The sequence below is a fragment of the Pseudoalteromonas sp. PA2MD11 genome (assembly GCF_017808125.1).
Lineage (GTDB): Bacteria > Pseudomonadota > Gammaproteobacteria > Enterobacterales > Alteromonadaceae > Pseudoalteromonas > Pseudoalteromonas simplex.
On sequence record NZ_JADKNF010000001.1, the window covers coordinates 511919 to 537527 of the forward strand.

Genomic DNA, 25609 nt, shown 5'->3' on the forward strand with positions numbered 1-25609 from the left:
TATTGCAGCTCAAAAGTACTTTTAAAAGCCTCTAATCACTTGTTTTTACTGGCTGTTAGCGATTTTCTGTCACATTTGCGTCATTTAAGCTGCGTACTTTGCTCATCAAACCAAGGACAACCAGGAGCAAACCCATGAAACAATTTAAAACGAAGGCGTTAGTAAGCGCCCTCGCCTTATGCCAATTTGCCGCTTACGCACAAGACGAACAAAGCAGCGATGAGAAAAAAGTAAAAGTCTCTGAAGAGCTTGTTGTATATGGCGAGATTGGTTATCGCAACCGCTCACAAGAGCTGGCACCGACGCTTGAATACTCACAAGAATACTTTCAACGTTTTGAACCGCTGACTGCCGGTGATGCATTAAAACGTGTACCGAGTGTGACGTTTTTATCAGATGTTTTAGAGTCTGATGGCGCCCGTATGCGTGGCTTAAGCCCAGCTTACACAAAGGTGCTTATCAACGGTGAAGAAGTACCTGGTGCAGGTGCTGACCGCTCATTCTTTGTTGACCGTATTCCTGCCGAGCTAATTGAGCGTGTAGAAATTATTCGTGCTTCAAGTGCAAACCGCTCTGCCGATGCCATTGCCGGTACGCTAAACATTGTATTGCGTGACGGTTACAGCCTAGATGGTGGTTACCTACGTGCGGGTGGCCTGCGTTATGACGATGGCGAATTAAAAGAAAGCTTTGCCGGTGTTTACGGCACTGAGTTTGCTGGCGGCCGTTTACTACTAGGTGCGAACTTACAAGGTCGTTATAACCCAAAACAAAAATCAAGCCTACGCTATGGCGACAGCCCAGAGAATAACGCTAATTACAAAACCGAAGAATTCGATAACCGCGAAGATCAATCAGATATTCGCGACGGTGACGATACCTCGCTAAATGCCAGCTACGAAATTGCTTTTGATGATGGCAGTAAGTTTGATATCAGCGCGATTTGGGTTGATACCGACCGTACTGAAGATGAGCGTTCATTTGAATATGACGACCCAACAGCAATTAATAACTCAATCGTTGAAGGGGGTAATCTTGAAACCGACAACGCCAATGTGTCTTTCATCGACCAAACCAACTACAACATCAACTCGGGTTATGAGTTACCCCTTTTTGGTGGCACCAGTAAATTCAAACTTGGTTTTGCAAGCTTTGAAGAGTCTGTTTACGAGCAAGAAGTGGAAATCGATACCTCTGAACTACCTATGGTATTTGAGGAAGAAGAAGAAACCGTAGACCTTGATGACAAAGAATGGTCATTACAATGGCAACATAGCTTGTTTGCAGGCGAGAACAAAACGATTCAATTCGGTGCCTTTGTACAAGGTAAAGAGCGCGATACTGCGGTTTATCAAGCCGAAGGTGAAAGTGAACAAAGCTTTACTAGCTGGGATCAGTTCAGCAAAACACCTCTGTCACTGGCAGGCTTTAACAACGAGTTTGAAGCAGCCGCTGGTGGCGTCAATAAGCTCGAAGAAGACCGCCTAGATGTATTTGCATTAGTTAAGCACGAAGACCAAGACTTCTCGTGGGAGCTGGGTGTGCGCTACGAAACAACTGACTCAACCATTACTGACAAAGCAGAAGGTGTCAGCGCTAAAAACGATTATGACTTTTTCTTACCATCGGCACATTTACGCTACAACGTCTCTGAAAACGGCCGTGTAAGTGCGTCGGTTGCACGTAGCTTACGTCGTCCTGACTTTGATTACATCACCCCTGCTCTACTTGAAAAAGAGTTAGGCGATAACGACTTTTTAGGAAACCCAGACCTACAACCAGAATCATCGTGGGGTATGGACTTAGGCTATGAATATCGCTTAGGTAAAAGCGGCGTCGTGGGTATCAATGTGTTCTATCGCGATGTCACAGACCTTATCGAAATAGCCAATACAGGCCAACAAGGTTCAGAAGGTGATGGTACTTACATTTTGCAACCGCGTAACACCGGTGATGGCAACGTAAAAGGTATCGAGCTTGATTTATCAACGCCGCTAAGCGCTATTAGCATGCCAAACACAGGGGTATTCTTTAACTACTCATGGCTTGATTCAGAAGTAGATGACACTTTCGGTAGCCGTAAATTCAACGACCAATCTGACTACGTGTTTAACGTTGGCTTTATCCAAGATCTACCTGATTTAGGCGCCTCGTTCGGTGCAACTTACCGTAAACAAGGTGATGCTTATGGTCGTATCGTGGGTGAAGAAGTAACCACACACTACGGCGCAGACCTTGAACTATTCGTAGAAAAACGCTGGCAAGACGTCACGCTTCGTTTGGTGGGCTCAAACCTATTAGATGCAAGTAAAGACGAAACCTTTAACAAATTCGACACGGTTGATGACCAAATCAACCGCGACTTTGACGAGTATGAACTGGAGTCTGAAGAAGCAGGCCCTGTTATTCAGTTAATGCTGCGCTACGCGTTTTAATACACATAAGAGTTATTAAGGCAGCGCATTGCTGCCTTGTTGTATATTTGGGGATCCCATGAATTTTAAAAAACCACTTAATCTTGTTGCCAGTGCAGTAATGCTAAGCACCCTAGCTGCGTGTAGCCAAACAACGGCAACCGAGGCACCAAGCAAAAACCAATTAACAGCCTTTGGCACAACTGAAAATATGCAAGGCTCACAAGCGGCAGCCCTTGCTGATGACACTTGGCTATTAAGCTCACAAAGCCAAGGCCTACAACTTATTGATGCCAAAGGTAAACAGCACGGATTACAAAAAGGTAACTTCGAAGCGCTGTCTGTTAAGGCAATCAGCAAAAACAGTTACCTTGTTGCTAGCATCGACAACGAAGCTGACCAAGCGGTGATTTTTAGCTTACAAAAAGCAGCTAAATGGCAGCTAACTGAAATTAGCCGTATCAGCCCACCAAAAGCAAAACCTGAGGCGGTGTGTTTATTTGCTAACCCTACAACTCAAGCAGTATCGGCATTTGTGGCAGACGCTCGTGGTCTTATCCGCGAAACACTGGTGTTTGATATGGTAAACAAACGCGCGTTAAACCTTGAATTACGTGAGTTTGCTGGTGTAAGTGAAACATCAGGCTGTGCGGTTGATGATAACAGTAAAACTCTTTATTTAAGTGAAGGCGAGCTAGGCATTTGGCAAATTAACGCCGACGCTGAATCGCGCGCCGATAAAAAGCCCCTTGCTATGATGTCGCCATTTGGCAGCTTAGCGCCTGAAGTTGGCGGCTTAAGCACAACAGAAGATGGCAGCTTATGGTTTACCACTTCTGAGGATAACCAATTACATCGCTACGAAAATAGCACAAAGCGTTTTAGCAGCTGGCAATTTGCTGGTGAACTGGCGATTGAATCTGCCGCAGTGCGCTTTAACAATAATCAAGCTGACATCGTGTTATACGATGATGAATCAGGTCATTATGTAAAAGGTCAAATAAATGGGCAGGCTAAACAACACAATAGCGCTAAAACAGCGGCTGTTACTTACATCAATGCACAAGCGCAAACCGATGCAGTACGTGCTTTTGGTGATGCCGCCGATGACCCTGCAATTTGGGTAAACCCTAATAATGCAGCTAAAAGCTTGATCTTAGGTACCGATAAACGCCGTGGCTTAATGGTGTATGACCTTGCAGGCAAAGAGCTACAAGCAATAGAAACAGGCCGATTAAATAATGTTGATGTGCGCCAACATGCAAATATCAACAACGCAACGAACACCTGGATTGCAGGTAGTAACCGTACTCATAACAGCATCAGTGTTTACAGCGTCGATACTCACAATCAGGTGCAACATCTTGCTGAGCTGCCAACGACTCTAAAAGAAATTTACGGTATGTGTATGTACTCATCAAACACAGGCAACTATGTGTTTATGAATGACAAATCAGGCCTATTTCAGCAATACAAACTAACTGGTAATAATGAGAGCGTATCAGCACAACTAGTGCGCGAGTTTAGTGTTCCAAGCCAACCAGAAGGTTGCAGTGCTGATGATAAAACCGCACAGCTATTTTTAGGTGAAGAAGACGAAGGTATTTGGTTTATTGGCGCTGAGCCAACAGCTGGAAATAAACCTGTAATGCTGCAAACCGTGAACGCTCTGTTGGTTGATGATGTAGAAGGCATGGAAATCTACCACGCAAAAGATGCCCGTTATTTAGTGGTTTCTAGCCAAGGTGATTACAGCTATGTGCTTTATAAAATTATCGATGGCACTACCCCTAGCCTAGAGTTTGCGGGTAAATTTGCAATCAGCAATAACCTAGAGTTAGCAATAGATGGCGTATCAGAAACTGATGGCCTAACAGTAACACCGGCTGCACTACCGGGCTACCCTGAAGGGGTGCTAATTGTGCAAGATGGTTACAACCGCATGCCACAGGCACCGCAAAACTTTAAGATTATTGACTGGCGCGAAGTAAAAAAAGCCATTCAATAAATTACTCTGTAAGGGTGCTCGGTTTATCTGGGCACCTTTTTTAACTGTTAAATGAGTGTACTTAGCCACCAAAGTAACAGTACTAACACAGAAATAGCCACTAAGGCTTTGGTTTTGTGCTTTTGAATAACTCGCTCAGCCTGATTACCCGCGTAATAAACAACGGCAGCAAGAGCAAAGTAGCGGATTGAACGAGCAATAACCGTTGCCAGTAAAAATAGAAAAATCGAATACTTAGTAGCTCCAGCGGCAAGCATGGCAATTTGAAATGGGATGGGCACAATACCGAGCGTCAATACAAACCAAAAGCCTTGTGCCTGCATTTTTTGCTTAACTTGCTCGAATTGCTCAGGGTTTGAGAAGGTATTAATCACCCAATCGCCCACTACATCAAATAGATAATAGCCAAGGGCATAGCCAAAAATAGCACCGATTATACAACCTATGGTCGCCATTAAGGCAATTAACCAAAGCTTTTCACGGCGGGCTTGCATTAACGGAACAAGCACAGCTTCAAGAGGAATAGGCACTATGGTTGACTCTAAAAATGATGCCACCGTAATCGATTTAAGCATATGTTTTGAGTCAATAAACTGCCGTGTTTTTTGCTTAAGCTTTTTTGCAATCGCCATTATTCATCCTTAATCGTTTTGTTGCATTTTAGGTTACAACAAAAACCCTTAACCGTCCCTTACGGTTTATGAACATAGCGACTACGACCCTGATTTTTAGCCAAATAAAGCGCTTGATCAGCACGTTTCAAGGTACTACTAAAGGTCTCAGTAGCACGTTTGATCGCTGAACCAACACTCACGCTGAGCGTTTTACTCGGTGTCACCATCACATTACTGGCCAGGCTCAGCAGTTGCTCGCAGGTAGCATGTAATTCATCTGCATCATCTGTGGCAACATACATTGCAAACTCCTCACCACCAATTCGCGCAAATAGAACGTCTTCTCCTAATGCTTGGTGACACTGATAAACAAAGTCTATCAATACCTGATCGCCTACATCATGACCATATTCATCATTAATCGCCTTAAAATGATCAATATCGGCGATCACTAAACTATGTGGTTTACTTTGGTTTTGCTGCACATAATGGTAAAAATAACGACGATTGTACGCCTTTGTTAATACATCGGTTTTTAGCTCTTCTTCGAGCTGCTCTCGGGTTTTAGCTAAATCAGTAAGCGCTAAATAAAGACCAAACCCAGTGATAAGCATCCCTAAGGTGCGGGTAATATCTTCGATATAAATGCCGACCCAGATTGGTTGGAACACCAGCTCATCTAAAAAATCAAATGTAAGTCCGACGCTCCAAAGGAAGATACCCACACTTAAAAATAAGTAACTGCGCTTAGCAACCACCGAAGTTTGCACAAACGCAAAAATACAAATCAAAATGAGCAAATTAATAGCATCACTGAGCACACCATTTAAGTAAACATCACTTTCAAGCCGATTAAAGTTATACAAATAAGTCACGACTATCATCAATAAAACGACAACAAAAAAGCTAATAAAGAATTGCTTTACTACAAGAGGTACTGAATTTAACTCAGCCTTTACTTCTGGAGGGGGTGCTTGCTTATTCATAATTAATCACGACAACTTGCTGCAATGAATTAAACATTAGCAAAGCAAATTTAAAAGTGCATGATAAAGCCACTATAAAGGGGAAAAACCAGCGTTTTTACTGGAGTAAATATTCTAAACATAAGCCGTTTTAGTCAGTAAAAAAGTCTAAGTTCATGCCATTTGCCACTAACGGTCGCAATTTTGTCGTTATTTTTTTATTATCCCAGCCAGTTTTAATGACATTACACAAATCTATGAGCAACGCGCGATTCATCCCTTTTCGAAAACACGACGTCATAAATCTTTGCCAAGCTTACTTGGGTGAGCCGCAATCAGCTTCGTTTATGGAGTTTGCTACTCTTTTGCAAAGCGTGACTCATTATCAATATCACGAGCTGCTGGAGTCTTTAAAAAATAACTATGCGCCATTTGACCCAAATAGCGACACCCGAACGCTAACACCGATTACCAACGAGCAACGTGCCAGCTACCAATCTGCCTTTGCAAAAGAGTTTGCCAAAGTACTCAATGCTGCCAATTTTGAAACCATTACCAATCAAGACTTACAAGATGCACTGAATGAAGAGTCTTTATTTAAAGTGCGTTTAGCCGTTGAGTTTGATGACTTTGCAGAAGTGGTCTTTTACCGTCGCGGCGAATCGCAAAAAACCGAGACGCTACGCAGTTTTTGGGGGCTTAAGAAAAAGCAGATTCAGTTTACTAACTATGACCGCGTTGCCATTTTCATCCGCTTTAAAGACGAGCAGTACTTTTTAGAGAAAGGCAAAATGCCGGTAGGCTTTGAGCCAAACTCAACCATCGTCAAATTATTCCAGAATGTGCCAAAAGCCGATTTAGAAATGCTGTTTCCGAATAGCGAAGTAAAAATGCGTCCAATAGATAAACTGATTATTGGTTCATCAGCACTGATTGGTGGAGCTGTGGTACTGGTAACAAAATTAGGTGCGTCAATTTTACTCCTGATTGCTATGATTGCCTTTTGGGGTGGTTGGCGCAGTGAAGAAGTACATATGAGTCAGCAACACTTTATTACCTTTGCAATCGGCATGGGGGTATTTGGCAGCTTTATATTCAAAGAGTGGAGCAAGTTTAAAAACCGTAAAATTCGTTTTATGAAAGCACTGGCCGACAATTTGTATTTTAAAAACCTCGATAACAACGCCGGGGTTTTTCATACCCTAGTCGATGCAGCTGAAGAAGAAGATGTTAAAGAAGCGCTACTTGCCTACACCTTTTTACTAAAAAGCGAATCAGCGATGACTGCACAGCAATTAGATAGTCAAATTGAACAGTGGTTTAACGCGCAGCATCATTGCCAGCTCGACTTTGAAATTGATGATGCTTTAGACAAACTCGTCAAGCTTGAACTAGTTAATCAGCAAAATGATCTTTATTCGGCAGTTGATTTAGATAAGGCTAAACAGCGCTTAGATGCGCGTTGGGATGACTATTTTAAGTTTGCCTAAGCCTTTAAAATCAGCTACTAGCAAGTACAAATAAATTTAGAGTCAATTCAACTGGGGTAAATGCAACTTTATCTCAATGTGCTTGCGCAGCGAATGCTCTGCTTTTAGGATAAAATTTTACGGCTAAAAAAAGACCATTCCATGCAATTAAAAAAAACAATTCTTATTGGAGCAAGTTTGCTGTGCGCAGCAACGACGGCTCAAGTATATGCTAACGACAAGTTTGTCTCTGAAGATATTTTTCAACTTGAATACGCAGGCGACCCACAAATAAGCCCTGACGGTAAACAAATCGTTTATGTGCGCAGCGGCTACGACATCATGAAAGATGGTAACAAGCGTAGTTTTTGGCTGTACGATTTAAAGTCAGGTCAACACACACCACTGTTTTCTGATGAGCATAACTACAGCCAACCTACTTGGTCTCCTGATAGCAAGAAAATTGCCTTTACCAGCAATTCAAGCGGCTCAAATCAACTTCACGTTTACTGGTTAGCGCAAGATAAACAAGCATTATTAACGCAACTACCAAAATCAGTACGAAACTTAACGTGGTCGAATGACTCTGCACAAATTGCTTTCACTATGAGCATTCCTGAAGGTAAATCTGCGTTCGCTAAATCAGTCAAATTACCGAAAAAACCAAAAGGCGCACAGTGGTCAAAACCAGTGAGAGTGTTTGAAAAAGCACGCTATCAAGCTGATGGCGCAGGCTTTTTAGAGCCTTCATATCGTCACGTTTTTGTTATTCCGGTTTCGGGTGGCACACCACGCCAATTAACATCGGGTGATTATCAGCATTATGGCCCACTGGCATGGGATCCAAGCAACACAAAACTGGCTTTTTCTGCTGATCGCAATGATGAGTGGGAATATCGCACAACTGAGTCAGACCTCTATGAAATCAATGTAAAATCAGGTGAGCTTACGCAACTAACTGATTTACCTGGCCGTGAGAGTAACCCGCGTTACGCTGAAGACGGTGATGAACTTGCCTTTGTTGCGCGTGACAACGCCCCTGTGCCTTACATTAACTCGACACTATCTATGCTCGATTTAGACGATAAATCAATCAAGCATATTACTGAAAAATTAGACCGCTCAGTGGCTGATTATAAGTGGTCAGGCGATGGCGACTTTGTTATTCAGTACGATGACTTTGGTAAGCGTAAGCTTGCTAAAGTAAACAATCGCGGTAAGGTCACTGATTTAACTGATACCGTGTCAGGCACTTCTATTGGTCGCCCATATGTCAGTGGTAGTTTTAGCATGGCCAATAATGGCGCGATTGCGTACACCACAGGCAGTGAATACCGCCCAGCTGATTTAGGCTACATCTACAGAGGTAAAAGTAAAACGCTAACTTCATTAAACGAAGATGTAATAGGCCATAAGAAGCTTGGTAAAGTGCACGAGCTGAATGTTAAATCGCAGTTCGACGGTCAGGCTATTCAAGGTTGGTATATCACACCACCTGATTTTGATGAAAGCAAACAGTACCCATTAATGGTTGAAATTCATGGCGGCCCACATCTTGCCTATGGCCCAAGCTTTACTGCTGAATTACAACGTTATGCCGCAGAGGGTTATGTGGTTGTGTATGTGAATTACCGTGGTTCAACAAGTTACGGTAAAGACTTTGCACTACTGCTAGATGGTAAATACAGCTCTGAAGAAGACTTTGCCGATCACAACTCGGCAGTTGATGCCATGATTGCTAAAGGCTTTATCGACAAAGATAACCTATTTATTGCGGGTGGTTCAGCAGGTGGTATTGCAACGGCTTATGCGGTTGGTTTAACAAACCGCTTCAACGCTGCGGCAATTACCAAGCCTGTGATCAACTGGTTAAGTAAAACGCTTTCAGCCGACAGCTATATTGGTCAAATTCGTAACCAATTCCCTGGCATGCCATGGGACAATGTTGAGCACTACTGGAAACGTTCGCCGCTTTCATTAGTGGGTAACGTCACCACACCATCATTGATCATGACAGGTGAAGAAGACCGCCGCACGCCAATTTCAGAATCAGAGCAATTCTATCAAGCATTAAAACTCCAAAAGGTAGATACCGTGCTTATTCGTGTACCGGGCTCACCCCATGGTATTGCGGGTCGTCCATCGCGTATGATTTCGAAAATTGAATACACGCTTGCGTGGTTCAAACAATATCAAAAAGATTAAGTTAATCTGAGTAACTAGGCTTCGAGCTCATTCGAAGCCTTAAACAATTGTACTTTAAAGTTAGAAAATGTGAAAATTCCCCCTCTTTTCACCTACCTCTAAGTGAGTATGAAATCGCTTAAGCTTTTTATTTTAAATTACGCAGCAAAGCTTAAAAACAATAGCAGCATTGAGCACTTTCGGTTTTTTTTAATAAAGTATATTTGTTTCTTTTTTGGCTGCTTTATCTGTTTCGTCTTACACGAATATTTTCGTGTTCCTATTGTTGTAGCCGCTGCTGCGACAGGCTTAATCGGTACGTTTTTACCTTTTTCAAGAACGTTAAAATCACACCCTTATGCGGCCATTTACGCTGGTAGCTTTGCTGGCATGTGCTCTTCAAGTTTAATAAACAGTTATTGGGAGCTAAGTCTTATTTCATTGATCGGTGCCAGTCTTTATATTTTGACTATGAATCTATTTGCAGGTTTTGGCGGCCGACTTGGTAGTGTGGCTTTTGCCAGTGTGGCGCTTTATATGCTTGCAAAAGGGATTTTTTGATGAATATATTTATTGCGATAACAGCGTTATTAGGTGCTTACTCAACCTACTTTTTAGCACATCATAATCGCTTCGACGGCATTCGCGCCTCAGCCGCCACCAGCATTATTGCATTTGCAATTTTGAGTCTATTCCCCGTTGATGTTGAGCTATACAGCGTGGCATTTTTCGGCGGTACTTTCATCGGTATGAGCGCACCAAAACGCTTTGGTATTTTTACATTAGCCATTGCGTCATTACTATTTGCTTTATTGTTTGAGTACCTCGTGCCGCGCTTACATGGCTATGGCGGTGCATTAGGGTTGAGTGCGTTTTTATCTGTCTGTGTTTGCCACATCGGTATTTTACTCGGTGCGCCACGAAGCAAAAAGAACAACTAATTCCGACTCACCGATTAAAAACCTATACCTTTTTATTAATATTCATTACTATGTTAACAATATGTTTAAAGGTGTAGGTTCTTTAATGCTTCTTCGTTCATTGCTGATTGTTATTATCTTCTGCTTTATCAGTAGTGCTACGACGGCGAAAACACTGACCTTTATTGCCGAAGATTTACCCCCATACCATTTTAAAAATCAGCAAGGTAAAGCCGATGGTGCGCTTGTTGAAGTGATAAAGTCTGCCCTAGCGAAAACAAACATCACTGGCGAATTCGCAATTATGCCAATGGCCCGAGCTTTTCATGAGTTTCAAAATGACCCAAGCATATTGATGATTTCATTGCTAAAAAATGAGTCTCGGGAATATAAATTCCAATGGCTAGCACAAACCTATTTTACCGATGCTTATTTAGTTGGGCTTGCCAAACAAAACCACGATATAAAAAGCTTAAAACAAGCAAAGAAATATCGTGTGGCAACAATTCGTGGCTACTCAAGTGAACATTATTTGAAACAAGCCGGCTTTAATGAAAATAAAAATTTGGTGCTGGTCAGTCATTACCATCAACTTTGGCAAATGCTAGAGAAAGGACGAATTGATTTTGTACTAACCAACACGCTTACCTTACAAAACGAACTCGCGTTATCAGGAGTTCTCCCTAGTGACATTTATAAGAGCCTCCACTTAGACGACTACCCATCAGGCCTTTATTTAGCCGCGAATCTAAAATTGGACAAGCAACTTGCTATGCAATTGAGTGATGCCATAAAAGCATTGAAACAAAACGGTCAATACCAAGCAATTTTACAAAAATGGCATCTGCCTTTACCTAGATTATAATGAAAAACACGCAATCACCTTGCAAAGGCTTAGCTTTAGCTATTTTGCTTAGCTGCTTATCGCTAAATACCCTTGCTATTACCCCTGAACAAGCTTTAGAGAAGCTTAACGAAGCACAATTGTTACGTAACAGTAACCCAAACCAAGCCACTAAAATATTTGAGCAATTAACTAACGACTCGACCCTTTCCAATGAACCTAACATTATACAAGAGGCATTCGAATCGCTGGCATTTATGAATATGGGCAGTGGCGATTATGACCAAGCTCTTAGCTATGCAGAGCAGCTGCTTGATTACGGGGAAAAGCACAATAACCAGTCAGTAACAGTACGAGCAATGCTTATTCAAGGTTACGCACAAGGCAGAAAAAGTAACTTTTTTAAGGCAGAGCAACACTACCGCGATGCATTATCCATTGCCAAACAGATAAATAACTCAGTGCTGATTGCCCAGTCCTATGAGCGATTAGCAGCCATTTTACGCTGGCAAGATAAGTACATAGCTGCCCTCAATGAAGCACAAAAAGCAGTCAATATTTTACAAGAGTTTGATGACGATAAATCTTATGCCTCTGCATTGCAGAACTTAGGTATTATTGAAGCAATTATTGGTGACCACCACGACGCACTAGCCAATCTTACTTTGTCGTTTTCTTTACATCAAAAACTTGACGATAAAAAAGGCATTGCTGATGCACTTTATGAAATTGGCGAAGTTTATCGACGTATGGGTGACAGTGCCCAATCGTTAAAGCACTTTAAAATGTCGCACGTTCTGGATTTAGAAATTGGCTCTAAAGTCGATATCGGTAATAGTGCCATGAAGGTCGGCTATGCAGCGCTAAAACAAGGTGAGCTTACAACAGCCACAGACTATGCAGAAAAGTCGATTAGCTATTATCTACCCTCATCTTCAAACACAGGATTGTGCCGTTCATATAATTTAATGGCGTTAATTGCTCTAAAACAAAATAACATTAGTGAAGCGCAAGCATATATTGACCGCGCTTTGGCAATCGCCACTGACTTTAATTTTCGCTCCCATTTAGTGTCTTTAGCGATCACCCAAACACGTATCTATCAAGCTCTTAATGACCATGCAAAAGCAATTAAAACCGCAGAACAGGCCTTAAACCAGGCTAATGAGTTACAAGATGTCGAAGATCAAATTAGCTTAAATAAATTACTCACTGACTCTTACCTTGCATTACAACTTTATAAACAGGCATTTGAATCGCAAAGCCGCTATCAAACCCTTGAAAATAAAACGGGTAAAAATCAGCACGACTTAACTGTAGCCGCGATGCAAAGCCAAGTCGCCTTTATGCGAAATCAGCAAGAAATAAACCAATTAAGTGCAGATAAACAAATTCAAGCAGCACAACTAAGCGAAAGTGAATGGCAATTTAAAGCCTGGTTACTCGGCCTAAGCTGTGTGATTTTATTGATATCAGGCTTTGGTTACCGCTCATTTAAAAAGCGTAAACTTGCCAGCGAGCGAGCACAACTATTACAAGAAGTCGTTGATAAGAAGAACCGCTTACTAGCCGATGTATCCCATGAAATTCGCACACCACTCACAGCGCTACAATTGCAAGTTGAAGCATTGCAATACAATATCGCAAAAGACGTTGATGCCTCTTACGATGCAATTAATCGAAAGCTAACCGATATCAATGTACTGATCCGTGATATCCACCAACTAGCACAAGCAGACTCAGATAGCCTATACCTGAACCTAAAACCCTATTTACTTGCTGATGTATTATCCGTTTGGCAGCAAGACTTTGCTGCTTTTGTACAAAGCAAAGGCTTTGAATTTACCAGTGACATTCATGTTACTGCTGATTTAAAAGTGACATGGGATATCGATAAAATTAAGCAAGTACTGGCTAATCTTTTATCAAACAGCACCTTTTATACTGATAAACCCGGCAAAATTAAATTTGTAGCGACAGCCTCAGCGCAGAGTATTACTTTTAGTATTGAAGATACCCCACCCGGCGTGACTAACAATCAGTTAGTTGAAATATTCGAACGTTTATACCGCGTTGATAAATCGCGTAGCCGCCAAACGGGTGGCTCAGGCCTAGGACTTGCGATTTGTAAAAGCCTAATAGAAACGCACAAAGGTACTATCAAGGCTGAGCACAGTGAGTTAGGTGGCGTTAAGATCCTCATTTGCTTACCGCTTATTAGTGAACAACAGGTTTAATTAGCACCGTGATTCCCTGAAATCGCCTCAAATCCGGGCGATTTAACGACATTTAGCCCCATTAATGCCGACCAAGGTCGCATATTATTTAATCAAAAACCGCCCTATATTTTTTAGTACGTTGTACAAATCTCTCACTAAAAAGTATAGGAGCCTCACAATGGCGGGCGAATATCAACAACAATACCAACAGTTCCAGCGCGATCCGGGTCAGTTTTGGCTTGAGCAAAGTAAACGAATTCCTTGGTTTAAAGAGCCAAGTGCCCCTTATCAATATGACGATAATGATTTTTACCATTGGTTTGCCGATGGTCAACTAAACACTTGTTATCTAGCCCTCGACCAACATGTCGAAGCAGGCTATGGCGACCAAACTGCACTAATTTACGACTCCCCTGTTACCAATACTAAACAACAATACACTTATGGCGAGTTACAAACTCAAGTTGCTAAATTTGCAGGACTCATGCAATCCCTTGGCGTAAGCAAAGGTGACCGTGTAGTCATTTATATGCCAATGATCCCACAAGCGGTTATTGGTATGCTAGCGTGTGCTCGCCTTGGTGCCATTCACTCCGTTGTATTTGGTGGTTTTGCACCGCACGAACTCGCGGTGCGTATTGATGATGCAAAGCCTAAGCTTGTGCTTACTGCGTCTTGCGGGGTCGAAATCAATCATGTGATTGAATATAAACCACTGCTTGATGAAGCACTCGAAAACGCCCAGCATACTGTTGAACACTGTATTGTCTTTCAGCGTGAGCAAGCCATTGCCGAGATGCAAGATGGCCGAGACATCGATTGGCAATCAGCCTCTGATACAGCAAGTGCAGTCGATGCAGTGCCTGTTGCAGGTGATGATCCGCTTTATATTCTTTACACCTCAGGCACCACAGGAACACCTAAGGGAGTGGTTCGAGAAAACGGTGGTCACGCTGTTGCAATGCATTACAGCATGGAAACCGTGTATGGCATTAAGCCCGGCGAGGTATTTTGGGCTGCTTCTGATATTGGCTGGGTGGTAGGTCACTCATACATTGTATATGCACCGCTCATTTATCGCTGCGCTACCGTACTTTATGAAGGCAAACCAATAAGAACCCCTGATGCCAGTGCGTTTTGGCGTGTTGTAGAAGATTATAAAGTCACCGCCTTATTTAGTGCTCCTACTGCGTTTCGCGCTATTAAAAAAGAAGACCCTACCGCCGAGGGCTTTAAACAATACGATACTTCGAGTTTAAAACGTTTATTCTTGGCCGGTGAGCGCCTTGATCCTCCCACTTATGAATGGCTAAAAGACAACACCGGCTTGCCCGTACTTGACCATTGGTGGCAAACAGAAACAGGTTGGGCCATTGCGTGTAATCCAATTGGTATTGAACAGCTTGCCACTAAGGCGGGTAGCTCAACAGTGCCAACACCGGGCTTTGATGTACAAATTCTTGATATGAATGGGCAGCAGTGCTCAGCAAACGAAAATGGTGCGGTGGTAATTAAACTGCCCTTACCTCCTGGCTGCTTACCAACAATTTGGCAAAACAATGAACGCTTTCAAGCGGGTTATTTAAGCGAGTATCCGGGTTATTACCTCTCTGGTGATGGTGGCTATATTGATGACGATGGTTATCTATTTATTATGGGTCGTACCGACGATGTAATTAACGTTGCGGGTCACCGCTTATCAACCGGTGAAATGGAAGAAATTGTTGCAGCCCACCCTGCTGTTGCTGAATGTGCAGTATTTGGCGTTAACGATGCACTCAAAGGGCAATTACCTATGGCGATGATAGTGCTCAAAGACGATTACCTTGGCGATAACAAAGAAGTCGAGCAACAGCTAGTCCATTCTGTAAGGCATCAAATTGGTGCCATTGCCTGCTTAAAGAATGTTTTGCATGTTGAGCGCCTACCAAAAACCCGTTCAGGGAAAATACTCAGAAAGAACTTACGCCAATTGGTCGATGGTGAAGAACTACAAATTCCATCTACCATTGATGATGCGAGTATATTTGATGAAATCAACCAACAACTTAACAATCGCTGATCTGCGTTTGTAATTTTGTAATGTTACCAAAGGCCTTGTTTAAGGCCTTTATTCGTTTTGGCCTATGGCTTGCAACTTTACTAATAAGTTAGCAAACGAAAAGGTGGTTAACATGGCTATTATTGCAGGTTATTTCCAATTCAATGATTCAGATAAAACTGACTTTAAGTATATAAATCAACTAGCTAATGTATTTAGTAACTATGAAAAAAAACATGTTCGTTTTTTTAATTGCGAGTATGGAGCCATTTTTCAGTATGATTTTGATGCCTATCAGCAGGCGAGCTGGTTGCGAACTGAGTCGCAAATTGCAACACTCATTGGACACCCTCTCATATCAAGCTCTAGAACACAGGACCTAATTACACTTGCGGGCTGCGAGTCTCTCGACTTTTCTTTGCAGCAATGCGAAGGAGTATTTAGCTTTTGTCAATTTGATCTGCAGAGCCAGCGCCTAACATTAGCGACTGATCCACTTGGATTAAAACCTTTTTATACCTTACAAACACAGTATGGTTTACTATTTTCCACTAACCTTAATTTATTCAAGCAGTTGGATATCCAACTACAGAACAATCCGGATGCATTAACTGAGCTTGCCGTGCTTGGTTATCCTCTTTTAGATCATACGCCATTTAAAGACGTAAAATGCTCATACCCAAGTGAAATGCTATGCTTTAATGCAAAACAGGGTGTAACTAGAAAAAGATATTTTGATTGGGTATCACTTGCAAAACAAAAGCTCGTTGCACCAGATGCAATTGAAGGGATCTCAAAGGCTTTTAAAACTTTAGTTGCAAAGGCAAAACATAAAGATAAAACAATTCTTAGCACTTTGTCCGGCGGTTTAGATTCTAGGCTTATTAACAGTGAGTTATTGCGCCAAGGCGTGCAATTGAAGTCGTTTAACTTTTCGCAATCTGATAGCCAAGATCTATTTTGTGCTAAACAATATGCATCACAAAATGCAGTACCATTAGAAGTAATACAAGTTTCAGACACCCAGCGGCTATCTGTCGAACAGCGCCTTGGCAAATATTGGCGTAAAGCGAAACATCAAGATTTCACTAACGTATGCAGACCACAAATAAGCTGGTCAGGAAATGGCGGTAGTGTTGGTGTCGGGCTTATTTATTACGGTGATGAAATTTATGCTGCAGCAAAAGAAAACAACTTAGATAAACTAATCAGTGCTTACCTCAAACAACAATACGCTTTTTTACCTAAGTCAGTTGTTCATAATGCTGAACAATTACAACAAAAACTGATAGCTAACTTAAAAATTAGCTTCGAACCACTCGCTGAATTACCACTTGAAAAAGCATTTCAATTATTCTTGCTGCTTAACGATCAACACCACCATTTGAGTGTTCCTAACGAGCAGGTTTGCGAATTTAAAATGGAGTTTTTCCATCCATTTTATTCGTGGAAGGTCCTACAATATCCGTTGGGTTTACCGGTGGAGTACGTTCGCAAACACCGTTTTTATCAACGATGGTTAAAAACCGATTACCCACGAGCTTTACTTGCGCCTTGGCAAACTTACCCAGGACACTTGCCTTGCCCAATAACCGTCAAGCATCAAACCCAATGGCAATTGAATAGCGCAAAACTTATGTCGCCCACAGAACTATTAAAGCTATGGTTTAAAATTATGTTTTTTGACCGCCATTTATTGATAAAGCGCTGCCATTTCACTTTACTTTGCATTTTACAGTTAACTCATTTAAAGAATGTTCAGCCTAATTTACGTGTTGCTCAGAAATTCTGCCAATGGTGAATGAAGTTCAGGCCATCATTTTGAATTAATTGTTTTGAAGTAAAAACAGCTTTCTAACAACGAACTTTTCGGGCTAGAATCTATTAGGTTATTAATATCATAAGCTGAGATTTTAATGAGAAAATGGACTCTTCCTCTACTGCCCCTAATCGTATTAGCAGGCTGCACCTCGGTTAGCAAAAATGAATGTTTACAAGCTGACTGGCATGGTATTGGTTATAAACATGGTGCAGATGGCACTGAGTATCGCGATGGCATAGATGCACTATCACAATGCAGTGAGTATGGTGTAAATGCTGACATTGCTAAATATAAAGTGGGATACGATCAGGGCCTCGCTACATACTGTGAACCAGAAAATGGCTTTACGTTAGGCATGCAAGGCGCATCATACAATGGTGTCTGTAATAGCACAGCGTTTCGTAAAGCATGGCAAGAAGGTAACGATAGATATCAAGTGCAACAAAGACTGAGTTATATTGATAATCGTATTGACGATATCGACCGTCGATTAAAAGATATTCGTGGCGAGCTAAACAGTAACCAACTTAATAATACTCAGCAAAAAGAGCTTTATCGAGAACGCAAAGATTTAGAAAACGAGCGTAAAGATTTGCGCAAAGAACGCGCATTACTTCCGCTTTTGAATAAACTGCCTAGTGTTGAAATATCAACCGAGTGGTGAGACTTTTAGAGCCAATTTCATTTCATACATTTGTTTATCAGCGATGGCCAAAAGTTCCTTTGCACTGTGTCCGTGTAAAGGATACATGGCGATACCAAAGCTCGCACTTACCGGCTGAACCGTTTCATAATCTTGCGCTACTTTTTTAACCGCCTGCTGACATCGTAGCGCTATATCTTGGCACAAACTAGCCTTTGTTAATGAAGGTAAAACAATAACAAACTCATCACCCCCAATGCGCGATAGCACATCTTTATCTCTCATTTGTAAACGCAATTGCTGACTAATGTCCAGTAACAAATTGTCACCCTGTTCATGACCATATGTATCATTAACGAGTTTGAAATTATCAAGATCAAGATAGATCAATGCAAATTGGTTATGCTCTGCTGGCGTTCTTTGTGAGAAAGCACGCAATTGAATATCGAGTCCTCTGCGATTCAATAGCTTAGTAAGTGGATCTTGATTAACTAGCTCATTGAGAAGCTGGCGCTTTTCTACCGCCGAAGAGATATCATCAAATGCACCGATATAATGAGAAACCAAGCCATTTTCATCATACAATGCATCTATGGATAATTGCTCAGGAAACACCTCTCCTGACTTTCGCTTATTCCATACCTCTCCTTGCCAACAGCCTTTATCGAGCAACTCAGTCCACATTTGTTGATAAAACTCATCTGGTTGCTTCTTTGCAGAAAGTATTGAAGGTTTTTTACCTATTACCTCATGCTTCTTAAACCCTGTTATTTGCTCAAAAGCAGGATTTACATCAACAATTACAGACTCAGCGGTGGTGATCAGAATCCCTCGGCTAGTTGTAGAAAAAACAGCCGTTAATAGTTTAATTCGCTCATTACTTTTAACTTCCTCTGTAACATCCTCAGAATAACCATTCCATTCTACACTGCCATCAGCTCGGGCTATAGGAGATGATTTTGCCGAAATCCAGATCTGTCCTTTTTTGGGGTGGTTAACGCGAAACACTTCACACCAATCAGTTAGCTCTGCGCGTGAATGCTCAATACTTCGTACAATACGTTCCAGATCATCTTGATGTATCGCTTGCATAACTCTATCTGCTGATGACTCAATATCTTTGGGAGAGCAGCCATAGATATCAAATACTTTTGATGTAGCAAATGGGAAAAACGCTTCATCTTTATTGTCTATTACATATTGATAAACAAAGCCTGGGAGGTTATCAGTGAACTTTTTTAGTTCTTGATGTAGGAATTCAATTTCGCGTTCTTTTTGCCATTGTTCCGTAATATCAATATGTATTCCAACCATCCATTCTGGATTACCGTTTTTATCCCACGTTTGTACTTGGCCTTTATCAAGCACTTTAACCCAGTGGCCTCGTTTATGTTTCATACGCGCTTCACAGACATATCGCGCTGATTCACCGTCGAAGTGCTCATTTAATAATTGCTCAGATTTCACTAAGTCTTCAGGGTGAGCAAAGGTAAGCCAAGTATCAATTGAAACGGGTTCTAGTTCGCACAGAGAATAGCCAATGATATCTGCCCATTTATCATTAAAAATTGTTTCGCCTGTTTGCACATTCCAGAGCCAAACTCCTACATCCCCACTTTCAAGAAGCAACTGTGCAATATCTAGTCCTAGCTGCGACTTTAGTTCATTGTAAGCTTCACTAAATGCCATAATCTGCCTTAATAACTAGCCTAATGATAAACAATTAAGTCTTATTCATTATTTTAGTTAAAAAGGCAAAAAATACTAAAATATAATCAAATAAATATACTCTTACAGATTTATTGCGGATTGGTATTTTTCACCTTGACGGCCAGTCAACCTCATCAACCGAGTCAAAAAGCGTTGTGGTCGTTTGCTCGCCATTCCATTTGCGAATGTAACGTGACAAAGGATCATAAAGCGCTGTTTGCTTATTGATATGAAAGTGACGCCCACCTCTAGGGTCGACACCGACACCCGCAATATATTGCCAATTGCCCCAATTTGCAGCCACATCATAATCAATAAGTTGCTGTTCGAAGTAAGCTGCACCATAGCGCCAATCAAGAGCTAACTCATTAACCAAACAGCTTGCTGCAATCTGCCGCGAGCGGTTAGATATAAAGCCTGTTGTGTTGAGTTCATGCATTATCGCATTTACCAATGGAAATGGAGTGCAGCCATTACACCAAGCAGTGAAACGCTGGCTGTTAAACGTTGTTAGCGGCGCATTTTGCTTTTGACCTTTGAATAAAAAAAGCTTTGCTCCCGCTTGCAGTGCATGCCATTTGAAATATTCGCGCCATAGCAATTCAAACTTTATCCAATAGCTCGACTCATTTGCACCGTTTTGATGCTCATATTTTTCAACTTCGTTATACAGTTGCTTAGCACTAATTGTGCCTCCAGCGAGCCAAACACTAAACTTAGTGCTGTTGCTAAAGCCATCTAACTCATTGCGAGTCTCTTTATAGCTGCTTGGTGCTTTTGAGGAAAAGTACGCACTGCAATGTTGCTGAGCTGCAAATAAACCTCCTTTAAAGCTAGCTGACTGGGTAACTACGTCAGCAATATTGTGTTCAGCGCATAACTGTACTGGGTGAGGTAATCGGCTGACCGCAGGTCGCGGTGCAGCTATAAAGGTTGGCTCAGCTTCTACCTTTTTCCGAAAGGCGGTAAAATTTTTTGGTAATTCATCAAGCTGAAAAGGTAAGTCCGCTGCTTTAAACAAGGTATCTTGCTGATAAGTTTTCACGGCTGCTTGAGGGCATAAAGCTTTTATTTTTTCGAGCTGTTTTTGCTCATAAACGCCAACTTGCTCGGTACAAACCAATGTTTCAATATTATATTTTTGCAAACGCTGGCTGATTACATACTCAGGCTCACCTATGATCACATGAAGTGTTTGGCCAAGATTCTCAACTGCGTTTGCAAATGCAGATAGGCTCTCAAGTAAAAAGTTGTACTTATGTTCCCCATATGGCTTCTGTTGGTAATTAGTTTGCCTAAACCAACGCGGTTCAATCACAAACACTAAATCAAGCTCGCCAGCAAAATCTGCTAATTCAGATAAAATTTCATTATCAGCTAGGCGTAAATCATTTTGTAGCCAATATAAAACTCGTTTTTTCATGGGATAACTCATATGTTTTAACATACATACGAATACCCTTCTTATCCGGATTTAAATATCAGAACAAAATGATTAACTATAATTTGCAGATAGGTATTAAGCATCTTGCTCTTTACTCATAAGCTCGCTCATGCGCTGCATAAGCTCTTGCTCACTGAGGTCTTCTTTGTGTGTACCTATAGTCCAAATATGGCCAAAAGGATCTTCTAGAGTCCCTGACCTATCGCCATAAAATTGGTCATGTACTGGACGCAGCTCTTTCGCCCCAAGCGATAAGGCTTTAGCAAAAACAGCATCGACATCTTCAACATACAGCATAATGCTCACCGGCGTACCGCCAAGTTGTTGCGGCGACTTAAATTGCACATCAGGGCAATTATCAGAAAGCATAATATGAGAGTCGGCTATTTTTATTTCAGCATGTGCCACCCCACCATCAGGCAAGGGCATTTGCATTACAAGTTCAGCAGCAAAAGCTTGTTTGTAGAACTCTATCGCCTTAGTGGCACCTTCAATAACCAAATACGGGGTTACCGCATGGTAACCTTTTGGGATTGCAGAAACAGCCATGTTACACCTCAACGTTAAATGTGTGAGTTATAAAGGTAGCAGTTGTAGCTAATTTCACTAATCTAATGATAAAAACGCCAGCGAAATATTTCGCTGGCGTTTTAAATATGAATACCAATCAACTTAACAAAGCGGTGTATTATTCAGGCCAGCTTTGCGTCCCATCAATTGCAACTTCTGTTTGATTTAACGTCGTACAATAGCCGGTGGCAGATGAGGCATAGAAAACATCACCTAATACCGTGTAGTTTTTCGCTTTAACCTGCTGTTTTGCTTTGTCTGACGTTGCCATGCCCCACATGCTGAAGTAGTTGCTCAAATCGAGCTCGGTTGCTTCTGAAAGTGCGATTAGGAGCCAATCATTGTTGCCTATGCTTTGTGCCTCCGACAAGCTGTAGCTTGAAAAGCCAAGTGTATCTTTTTGTGCCTGCCAAGCAGCCTCACTGTTATCAGCTAGATTAAACGCACGCTCCAAAATGTGTAAGCGAGGGTATAAATGCCAGCCGTTTTCAAGCTTATTGTGTGCCTGTGCGGCCATCATAATTTGTAAATAAATAGCGTGGCTTTGCGACCACTCTGACATCGCTAAATCTTGCATATAAGCAAATGCATCTGCGCTTTGTTTACTGGCTTGTAAATGATCAAACAAGTTCTCGAATGGCAAGTTTTGGCACGATGCCGAAAAGCCGGTTTCATCTTCAAACTTCGACTTACTGTAGTAGGAGTAAAAATTGGTATTTGAATGGCCACCAAACCCTTCGATACGAAAGCGCCCTTTCTCAAGACCATGCCCTAACTCATGGATATCGCCATGCCCTGTTGGATTAAAATTCCAACCTGCGTCATACGGATTGCCCGAACAGCCCCAACCACAGGTCGGTTGGTCAGCATTCATATGTTTTACAATATCAATTGTTTGTACTTCGATATTGCGTGCACTCGCAAAGTCATGAATTTCGCTAACCACATCGATGCCCGGCCCTTTGAAACCAGCAAGTACATGCGGATAGTTATGGGTATAACGCTCTACAGCATGGGCGAAGTCAGAGGCTACAGGCCAATAACCATCGTTAATTGAAATACGCATTTTCTCGAGCTTTGAATGCACCTCAAAACCACCGGTTGCCACCTCAGCCCAATCATAATCCCCTTTTTCAAGCAACTCAGCAAAGCGCTCATCATCACTGCTGCTTCGCCAATACGGGTGCTCACCTACATTGCTAAATTCAAAGCTGACATCTAAATCATTTTGATCAAACTCAATTTGAATTGGCCCACCATAAGGTGACGTAAAATAGACCGTTTCATTTGTCTCTATAGGCACATGAACCGACTGCAATTTAGCGGGTCGATTATAGCCATTGCTGCTCATGTAATGTGTTGCGCCATCGCGCAGAGTATTAACAAACACCTTGGTATTCACTGCTTGATTATCGGTGCGTTTAATAGCAAACGTTTGCCCCGGCAAGGCATACACACCCGTTGAGCGAAAATACGCCTTACTCTGCATATTCACGGTGACGGTTTTAGGTGTTACATGACTAAAATCACTACGGCTGAAATTCCCCATATCAACTTGAAGTGGGTTAACTTTACGTATATTTAATACCGCATGATCAGTAAACAGGGCACGAAAGAAGCTTGTATTATCGGTGCTTAGTTTATCCATCGGGAAGCTCACTACTTGGCGATAATGATCTGCAAGCAGTGCCAGTAACTGATAAAAGCGATAGCCTTGCTCAGTAAAGATATCTGTTTTCGCTTGGTCAAAACCTCTAAACACCGAATTAATGATCGTTGCCGCATCACTAAACTGTTGCTGATATTGGCTTTCAGCTGGACAGCTTCGATTATCGCAAGCACTTAAATCAACACTAAATTCGCTGCTTTTAAAGCGGCTAAGTAAGTCTTTAATAGTTTGCGCATCAGTTGGCAAGCTGTCGTTGATAGCAATTGGGTTCCACTGTGCCAGTTCTAACCGGTGCCAGTAGTTATCACCTGCAACGCTCACATGGAGTAATTCAAATAACGCTCTACCTAGTGCCGTTTGACTACCATCACGCTGAATATAGATCACTGCTATATCGTTTTCTTGCGCTTGCTTTACTGCAGCCACAACATTATCAATATTTAATCCTTCACGCTCATGCTGAGAGATAATCAGGATATCCGTGTCAGATGTTAAACACGCTGCTAAAGCGTCGTTGTCACAACTTGCATTGTCGTTATAGCTCACCATGCCTTCATATTGACTATCAAACCACTCTCGCGTTTTGATCCTATCTTGAAAGTAATAGCTTTGATCTAGTTGTGCTAATACAAGTTTGAGTGGCTGCTCTGCGGTTATTTCTCTGCCAGCTAACCATGTGGTGCTGTTTTTCAAAAACTGAGTCATTTGCTCGTTAATGGTATTTCGATAAGGATTACTACCAAATACCAAGTAACGGCCTTGCTCACCATCACTAGTCCCGACTACAGCAAGGTTTCTGACTTTTGTCTCGTAGCCATCTTGCCAACTATTGTTGGTAAGTAGTACCGGCTCATTGAATGGATACGTGGCATTTAATAGCGTTGCATCCCAGGTTGGATACCAGCTTAATTCATCAAGGGTGGAGCTTGAGCCAAACCCAAATAAGCTATTTTTAATGCTTTGAAAGCGCGCTTTGTGGGTATCAATTTCATTAAGTGTCGCATCAAGAAGTAATTCGCTGTTTGGCACAACCAGCGCATTACCCGTTTCGAGTGCCTCGGCCACATAACTTTGAGTAATGTTTAACACAAACTCGAAGCTAGTCTCTGTACGTGAATCAGAGGCTGTGATTGTGAATTTATGTTCACCAAGTTCTTCATTACTCGCGGTGCCAGATAAGATGCTAGTTTGCTCATCAAAATTTAGCCACGTTGGTAAACCTGTTACGGTTAAGCTCACATCATCGTTGTCTGCATCGTTGCTGATTAACTGCACACTCAATGCCTGCTCAGCACGCACTTCACTACTCAGTGGAGAAACCACCGGCGCTGAGTTTGCTCTGGCAGCGATGTTAAATGTTTGCTCTGCCTGCTGCGTCACTTCGCCATCTGAATAACGAAAACGAATTTGCTGTTCGCCCGTATTCGCAAACAAGGGCGTGCCGCTAAAACTGAGGTTAGTCGCATCAAAGCTAAGCCAATCAGGTTTACTAACTTCACTTATTACCACAGTGTCATTTTGTGCATCAGTAAATGTTAGCTGGTAAGTATAAGCTTGGCCTTCATTGCTATCCGATGGTGTTGACGTGAGCGTTGGCGGCGTATTTTCGACAAGCTTGGCTTCTACATTAATATCAATCAAAAGCTGGGCAGACAGCTGCCCATCAGTGACCGTAAACTCAATGTTTGCATACTTACCTGCTTGCTCTGGCGTGCCACTGATACTTGCTGAGGCTTCATTAAAACTTAGCCAACTTGGTAAGTTTGTTACAGACAAAGTAAGAGGGTCATTATCTGGATCAGAGACTTCAGGACTAAAGCTTAGGGTTTCACCAACACGTAAAGTCTGTGATTGACCACTGATTTGCGGCGCTTGATTTTGTGGTGTTTCGGTTACAGGAGGGGTTGTTGTTTGTTTTTCATCTGAGCCTGAGCCGCCACAAGCAGCAAGTGTTAGCAATACAGCCGAGCATAATAGCGAGCGTTTGCACAAAGAGTAAGGTGCGTTCATTGAGTTCTTATCGGTATGGTAAACAATTTTTTAACATTATAAGCTGATACTACAAACTAATAT

At 41.9% G+C, this 25609-nt stretch carries 17 protein-coding genes; 11 read left to right on the top strand and 6 right to left on the bottom strand.

Annotation, left to right across the window (positions count from 1 at the left end):
- Positions 1-134: 134 nt before the first annotated feature.
- Both ISP07_RS02215 and ISP07_RS02220 read left to right on the top strand, forming a co-directional pair.
- Complete coding sequence (locus ISP07_RS02215) at positions 135-2435, top strand: TonB-dependent receptor plug domain-containing protein (RefSeq protein WP_209326642.1); 2301 nt, start codon at positions 135-137, stop codon at positions 2433-2435.
- 58 nt (positions 2436-2493) lie between these two features.
- On the top strand, positions 2494-4422 hold the full coding sequence (locus ISP07_RS02220) for a phytase (RefSeq protein ID WP_209326643.1): 1929 nt from the start codon (positions 2494-2496) through the stop codon (positions 4420-4422).
- A gap of 47 nt (positions 4423-4469) precedes the next feature.
- Here ISP07_RS02220 and ISP07_RS02225 read toward each other — a convergent pair whose 3' ends face one another.
- Entirely contained in the window at positions 4470-5054 is a 585-nt protein-coding gene (locus ISP07_RS02225) for a YqaA family protein (RefSeq protein WP_055021262.1), read from the bottom strand.
- Between the two features lie 59 nt (positions 5055-5113).
- Entirely contained in the window at positions 5114-6022 is a 909-nt protein-coding gene (locus tag ISP07_RS02230) for a GGDEF domain-containing protein (protein ID WP_054551839.1), read from the bottom strand.
- 236 nt (positions 6023-6258) lie between these two features.
- Between ISP07_RS02230 and ISP07_RS02235 the strand changes: the two genes are divergently transcribed.
- The 9 genes from ISP07_RS02235 to ISP07_RS02275 all read left to right on the top strand — a co-directional run bounded on the left by ISP07_RS02235 (position 6259) and on the right by ISP07_RS02275 (position 18164).
- Positions 6259-7491 (top strand): TMEM143 family protein, encoded by a 1233-nt coding sequence (locus ISP07_RS02235; protein WP_209326715.1) that lies wholly within the window; start codon positions 6259-6261, stop codon positions 7489-7491.
- Between the two features lie 141 nt (positions 7492-7632).
- Positions 7633-9675, top strand: coding sequence for a prolyl oligopeptidase family serine peptidase (locus ISP07_RS02240; RefSeq protein WP_209326644.1), 2043 nt, complete (start codon positions 7633-7635; stop codon positions 9673-9675).
- Positions 9676-9867: 192 nt separating this feature from the next.
- Positions 9868-10215 carry a hypothetical protein gene (locus ISP07_RS02245; RefSeq protein ID WP_209326716.1) on the top strand — a complete coding sequence of 116 codons (348 nt, stop codon included), beginning with the start codon at positions 9868-9870 and terminating at the stop codon, positions 10213-10215.
- A complete protein-coding gene (locus tag ISP07_RS02250) occupies positions 10215-10595 on the top strand; it encodes a hypothetical protein (RefSeq protein ID WP_054551843.1) in 381 nt (126 codons plus the stop codon). Before ISP07_RS02245 ends, ISP07_RS02250 begins: the two co-directional genes overlap by 1 nt.
- 85 nt (positions 10596-10680) lie before the next feature.
- Complete coding sequence (locus tag ISP07_RS02255) at positions 10681-11439, top strand: transporter substrate-binding domain-containing protein (protein ID WP_209326717.1); 759 nt, start codon at positions 10681-10683, stop codon at positions 11437-11439.
- Entirely contained in the window at positions 11439-13655 is a 2217-nt protein-coding gene (locus ISP07_RS02260; protein ID WP_209326645.1) for a tetratricopeptide repeat protein, read from the top strand. Before ISP07_RS02255 ends, ISP07_RS02260 begins: the two co-directional genes overlap by 1 nt.
- Before the next feature lie 160 nt (positions 13656-13815).
- On the top strand, positions 13816-15699 hold the full coding sequence (locus tag ISP07_RS02265; RefSeq protein WP_209326646.1) for a propionyl-CoA synthetase: 1884 nt from the start codon (positions 13816-13818) through the stop codon (positions 15697-15699).
- 112 nt (positions 15700-15811) lie between these two features.
- On the top strand, positions 15812-17479 hold the full coding sequence (locus tag ISP07_RS02270) for an asparagine synthase (RefSeq protein WP_209326647.1): 1668 nt from the start codon (positions 15812-15814) through the stop codon (positions 17477-17479).
- A 115-nt stretch (positions 17480-17594) separates the two neighbouring features.
- Complete coding sequence (locus ISP07_RS02275; protein WP_166339142.1) at positions 17595-18164, top strand: DUF2799 domain-containing protein; 570 nt, start codon at positions 17595-17597, stop codon at positions 18162-18164.
- Here ISP07_RS02275 and ISP07_RS02280 read toward each other — a convergent pair.
- The 4 genes from ISP07_RS02280 to ISP07_RS02295 all read right to left on the bottom strand — a co-directional run bounded on the left by ISP07_RS02280 (position 18150) and on the right by ISP07_RS02295 (position 25546).
- Positions 18150-19832 carry a sensor domain-containing diguanylate cyclase gene (locus tag ISP07_RS02280; protein WP_209326648.1) on the bottom strand — a complete coding sequence of 561 codons (1683 nt, stop codon included), beginning with the start codon at positions 19830-19832 and terminating at the stop codon, positions 18150-18152. The genes ISP07_RS02275 and ISP07_RS02280 overlap by 15 nt on opposite strands.
- Before the next feature lie 130 nt (positions 19833-19962).
- Entirely contained in the window at positions 19963-21276 is a 1314-nt protein-coding gene (locus ISP07_RS02285) for a DASH family cryptochrome (RefSeq protein ID WP_209326649.1), read from the bottom strand.
- A gap of 96 nt (positions 21277-21372) precedes the next feature.
- Positions 21373-21846, bottom strand: a complete 474-nt coding sequence (locus ISP07_RS02290) for a VOC family protein (protein WP_054551851.1) — start codon at positions 21844-21846, stop codon at positions 21373-21375.
- A 139-nt stretch (positions 21847-21985) separates the two neighbouring features.
- Positions 21986-25546 (bottom strand): ImpA family metalloprotease, encoded by a 3561-nt coding sequence (locus ISP07_RS02295; RefSeq protein ID WP_209326650.1) that lies wholly within the window; start codon positions 25544-25546, stop codon positions 21986-21988.
- Positions 25547-25609 lie beyond the last annotated feature (63 nt).

Bases quoted from the DNA above. Each gene is read 5' to 3' on its own strand.
- ISP07_RS02215 (WP_209326642.1), top strand. From the start codon at position 135: ATGAAACAATTTAAAACGAAGGCGTTAGTAAGCGCCCTCGCCTTATGC.
- ISP07_RS02220 (WP_209326643.1), top strand. From the start codon at position 2,494: ATGAATTTTAAAAAACCACTTAATCTTGTTGCCAGTGCAGTAATGCTA.
- ISP07_RS02225 (WP_055021262.1), bottom strand. From the start codon at position 5,054: ATGGCGATTGCAAAAAAGCTTAAGCAAAAAACACGGCAGTTTATTGAC.
- ISP07_RS02230 (WP_054551839.1), bottom strand. From the start codon at position 6,022: ATGAATAAGCAAGCACCCCCTCCAGAAGTAAAGGCTGAGTTAAATTCA.
- ISP07_RS02235 (WP_209326715.1), top strand. From the start codon at position 6,259: ATGAGCAACGCGCGATTCATCCCTTTTCGAAAACACGACGTCATAAAT.
- ISP07_RS02240 (WP_209326644.1), top strand. From the start codon at position 7,633: ATGCAATTAAAAAAAACAATTCTTATTGGAGCAAGTTTGCTGTGCGCA.
- ISP07_RS02250 (WP_054551843.1), top strand. From the start codon at position 10,215: ATGAATATATTTATTGCGATAACAGCGTTATTAGGTGCTTACTCAACC.
- ISP07_RS02255 (WP_209326717.1), top strand. From the start codon at position 10,681: ATGCTTCTTCGTTCATTGCTGATTGTTATTATCTTCTGCTTTATCAGT.
- ISP07_RS02260 (WP_209326645.1), top strand. From the start codon at position 11,439: ATGAAAAACACGCAATCACCTTGCAAAGGCTTAGCTTTAGCTATTTTG.
- ISP07_RS02265 (WP_209326646.1), top strand. From the start codon at position 13,816: ATGGCGGGCGAATATCAACAACAATACCAACAGTTCCAGCGCGATCCG.
- ISP07_RS02270 (WP_209326647.1), top strand. From the start codon at position 15,812: ATGGCTATTATTGCAGGTTATTTCCAATTCAATGATTCAGATAAAACT.
- ISP07_RS02275 (WP_166339142.1), top strand. From the start codon at position 17,595: ATGAGAAAATGGACTCTTCCTCTACTGCCCCTAATCGTATTAGCAGGC.
- ISP07_RS02280 (WP_209326648.1), bottom strand. From the start codon at position 19,832: ATGGCATTTAGTGAAGCTTACAATGAACTAAAGTCGCAGCTAGGACTA.
- ISP07_RS02285 (WP_209326649.1), bottom strand. From the start codon at position 21,276: ATGAAAAAACGAGTTTTATATTGGCTACAAAATGATTTACGCCTAGCT.
- ISP07_RS02290 (WP_054551851.1), bottom strand. From the start codon at position 21,846: ATGGCTGTTTCTGCAATCCCAAAAGGTTACCATGCGGTAACCCCGTAT.
- ISP07_RS02295 (WP_209326650.1), bottom strand. From the start codon at position 25,546: ATGAACGCACCTTACTCTTTGTGCAAACGCTCGCTATTATGCTCGGCT.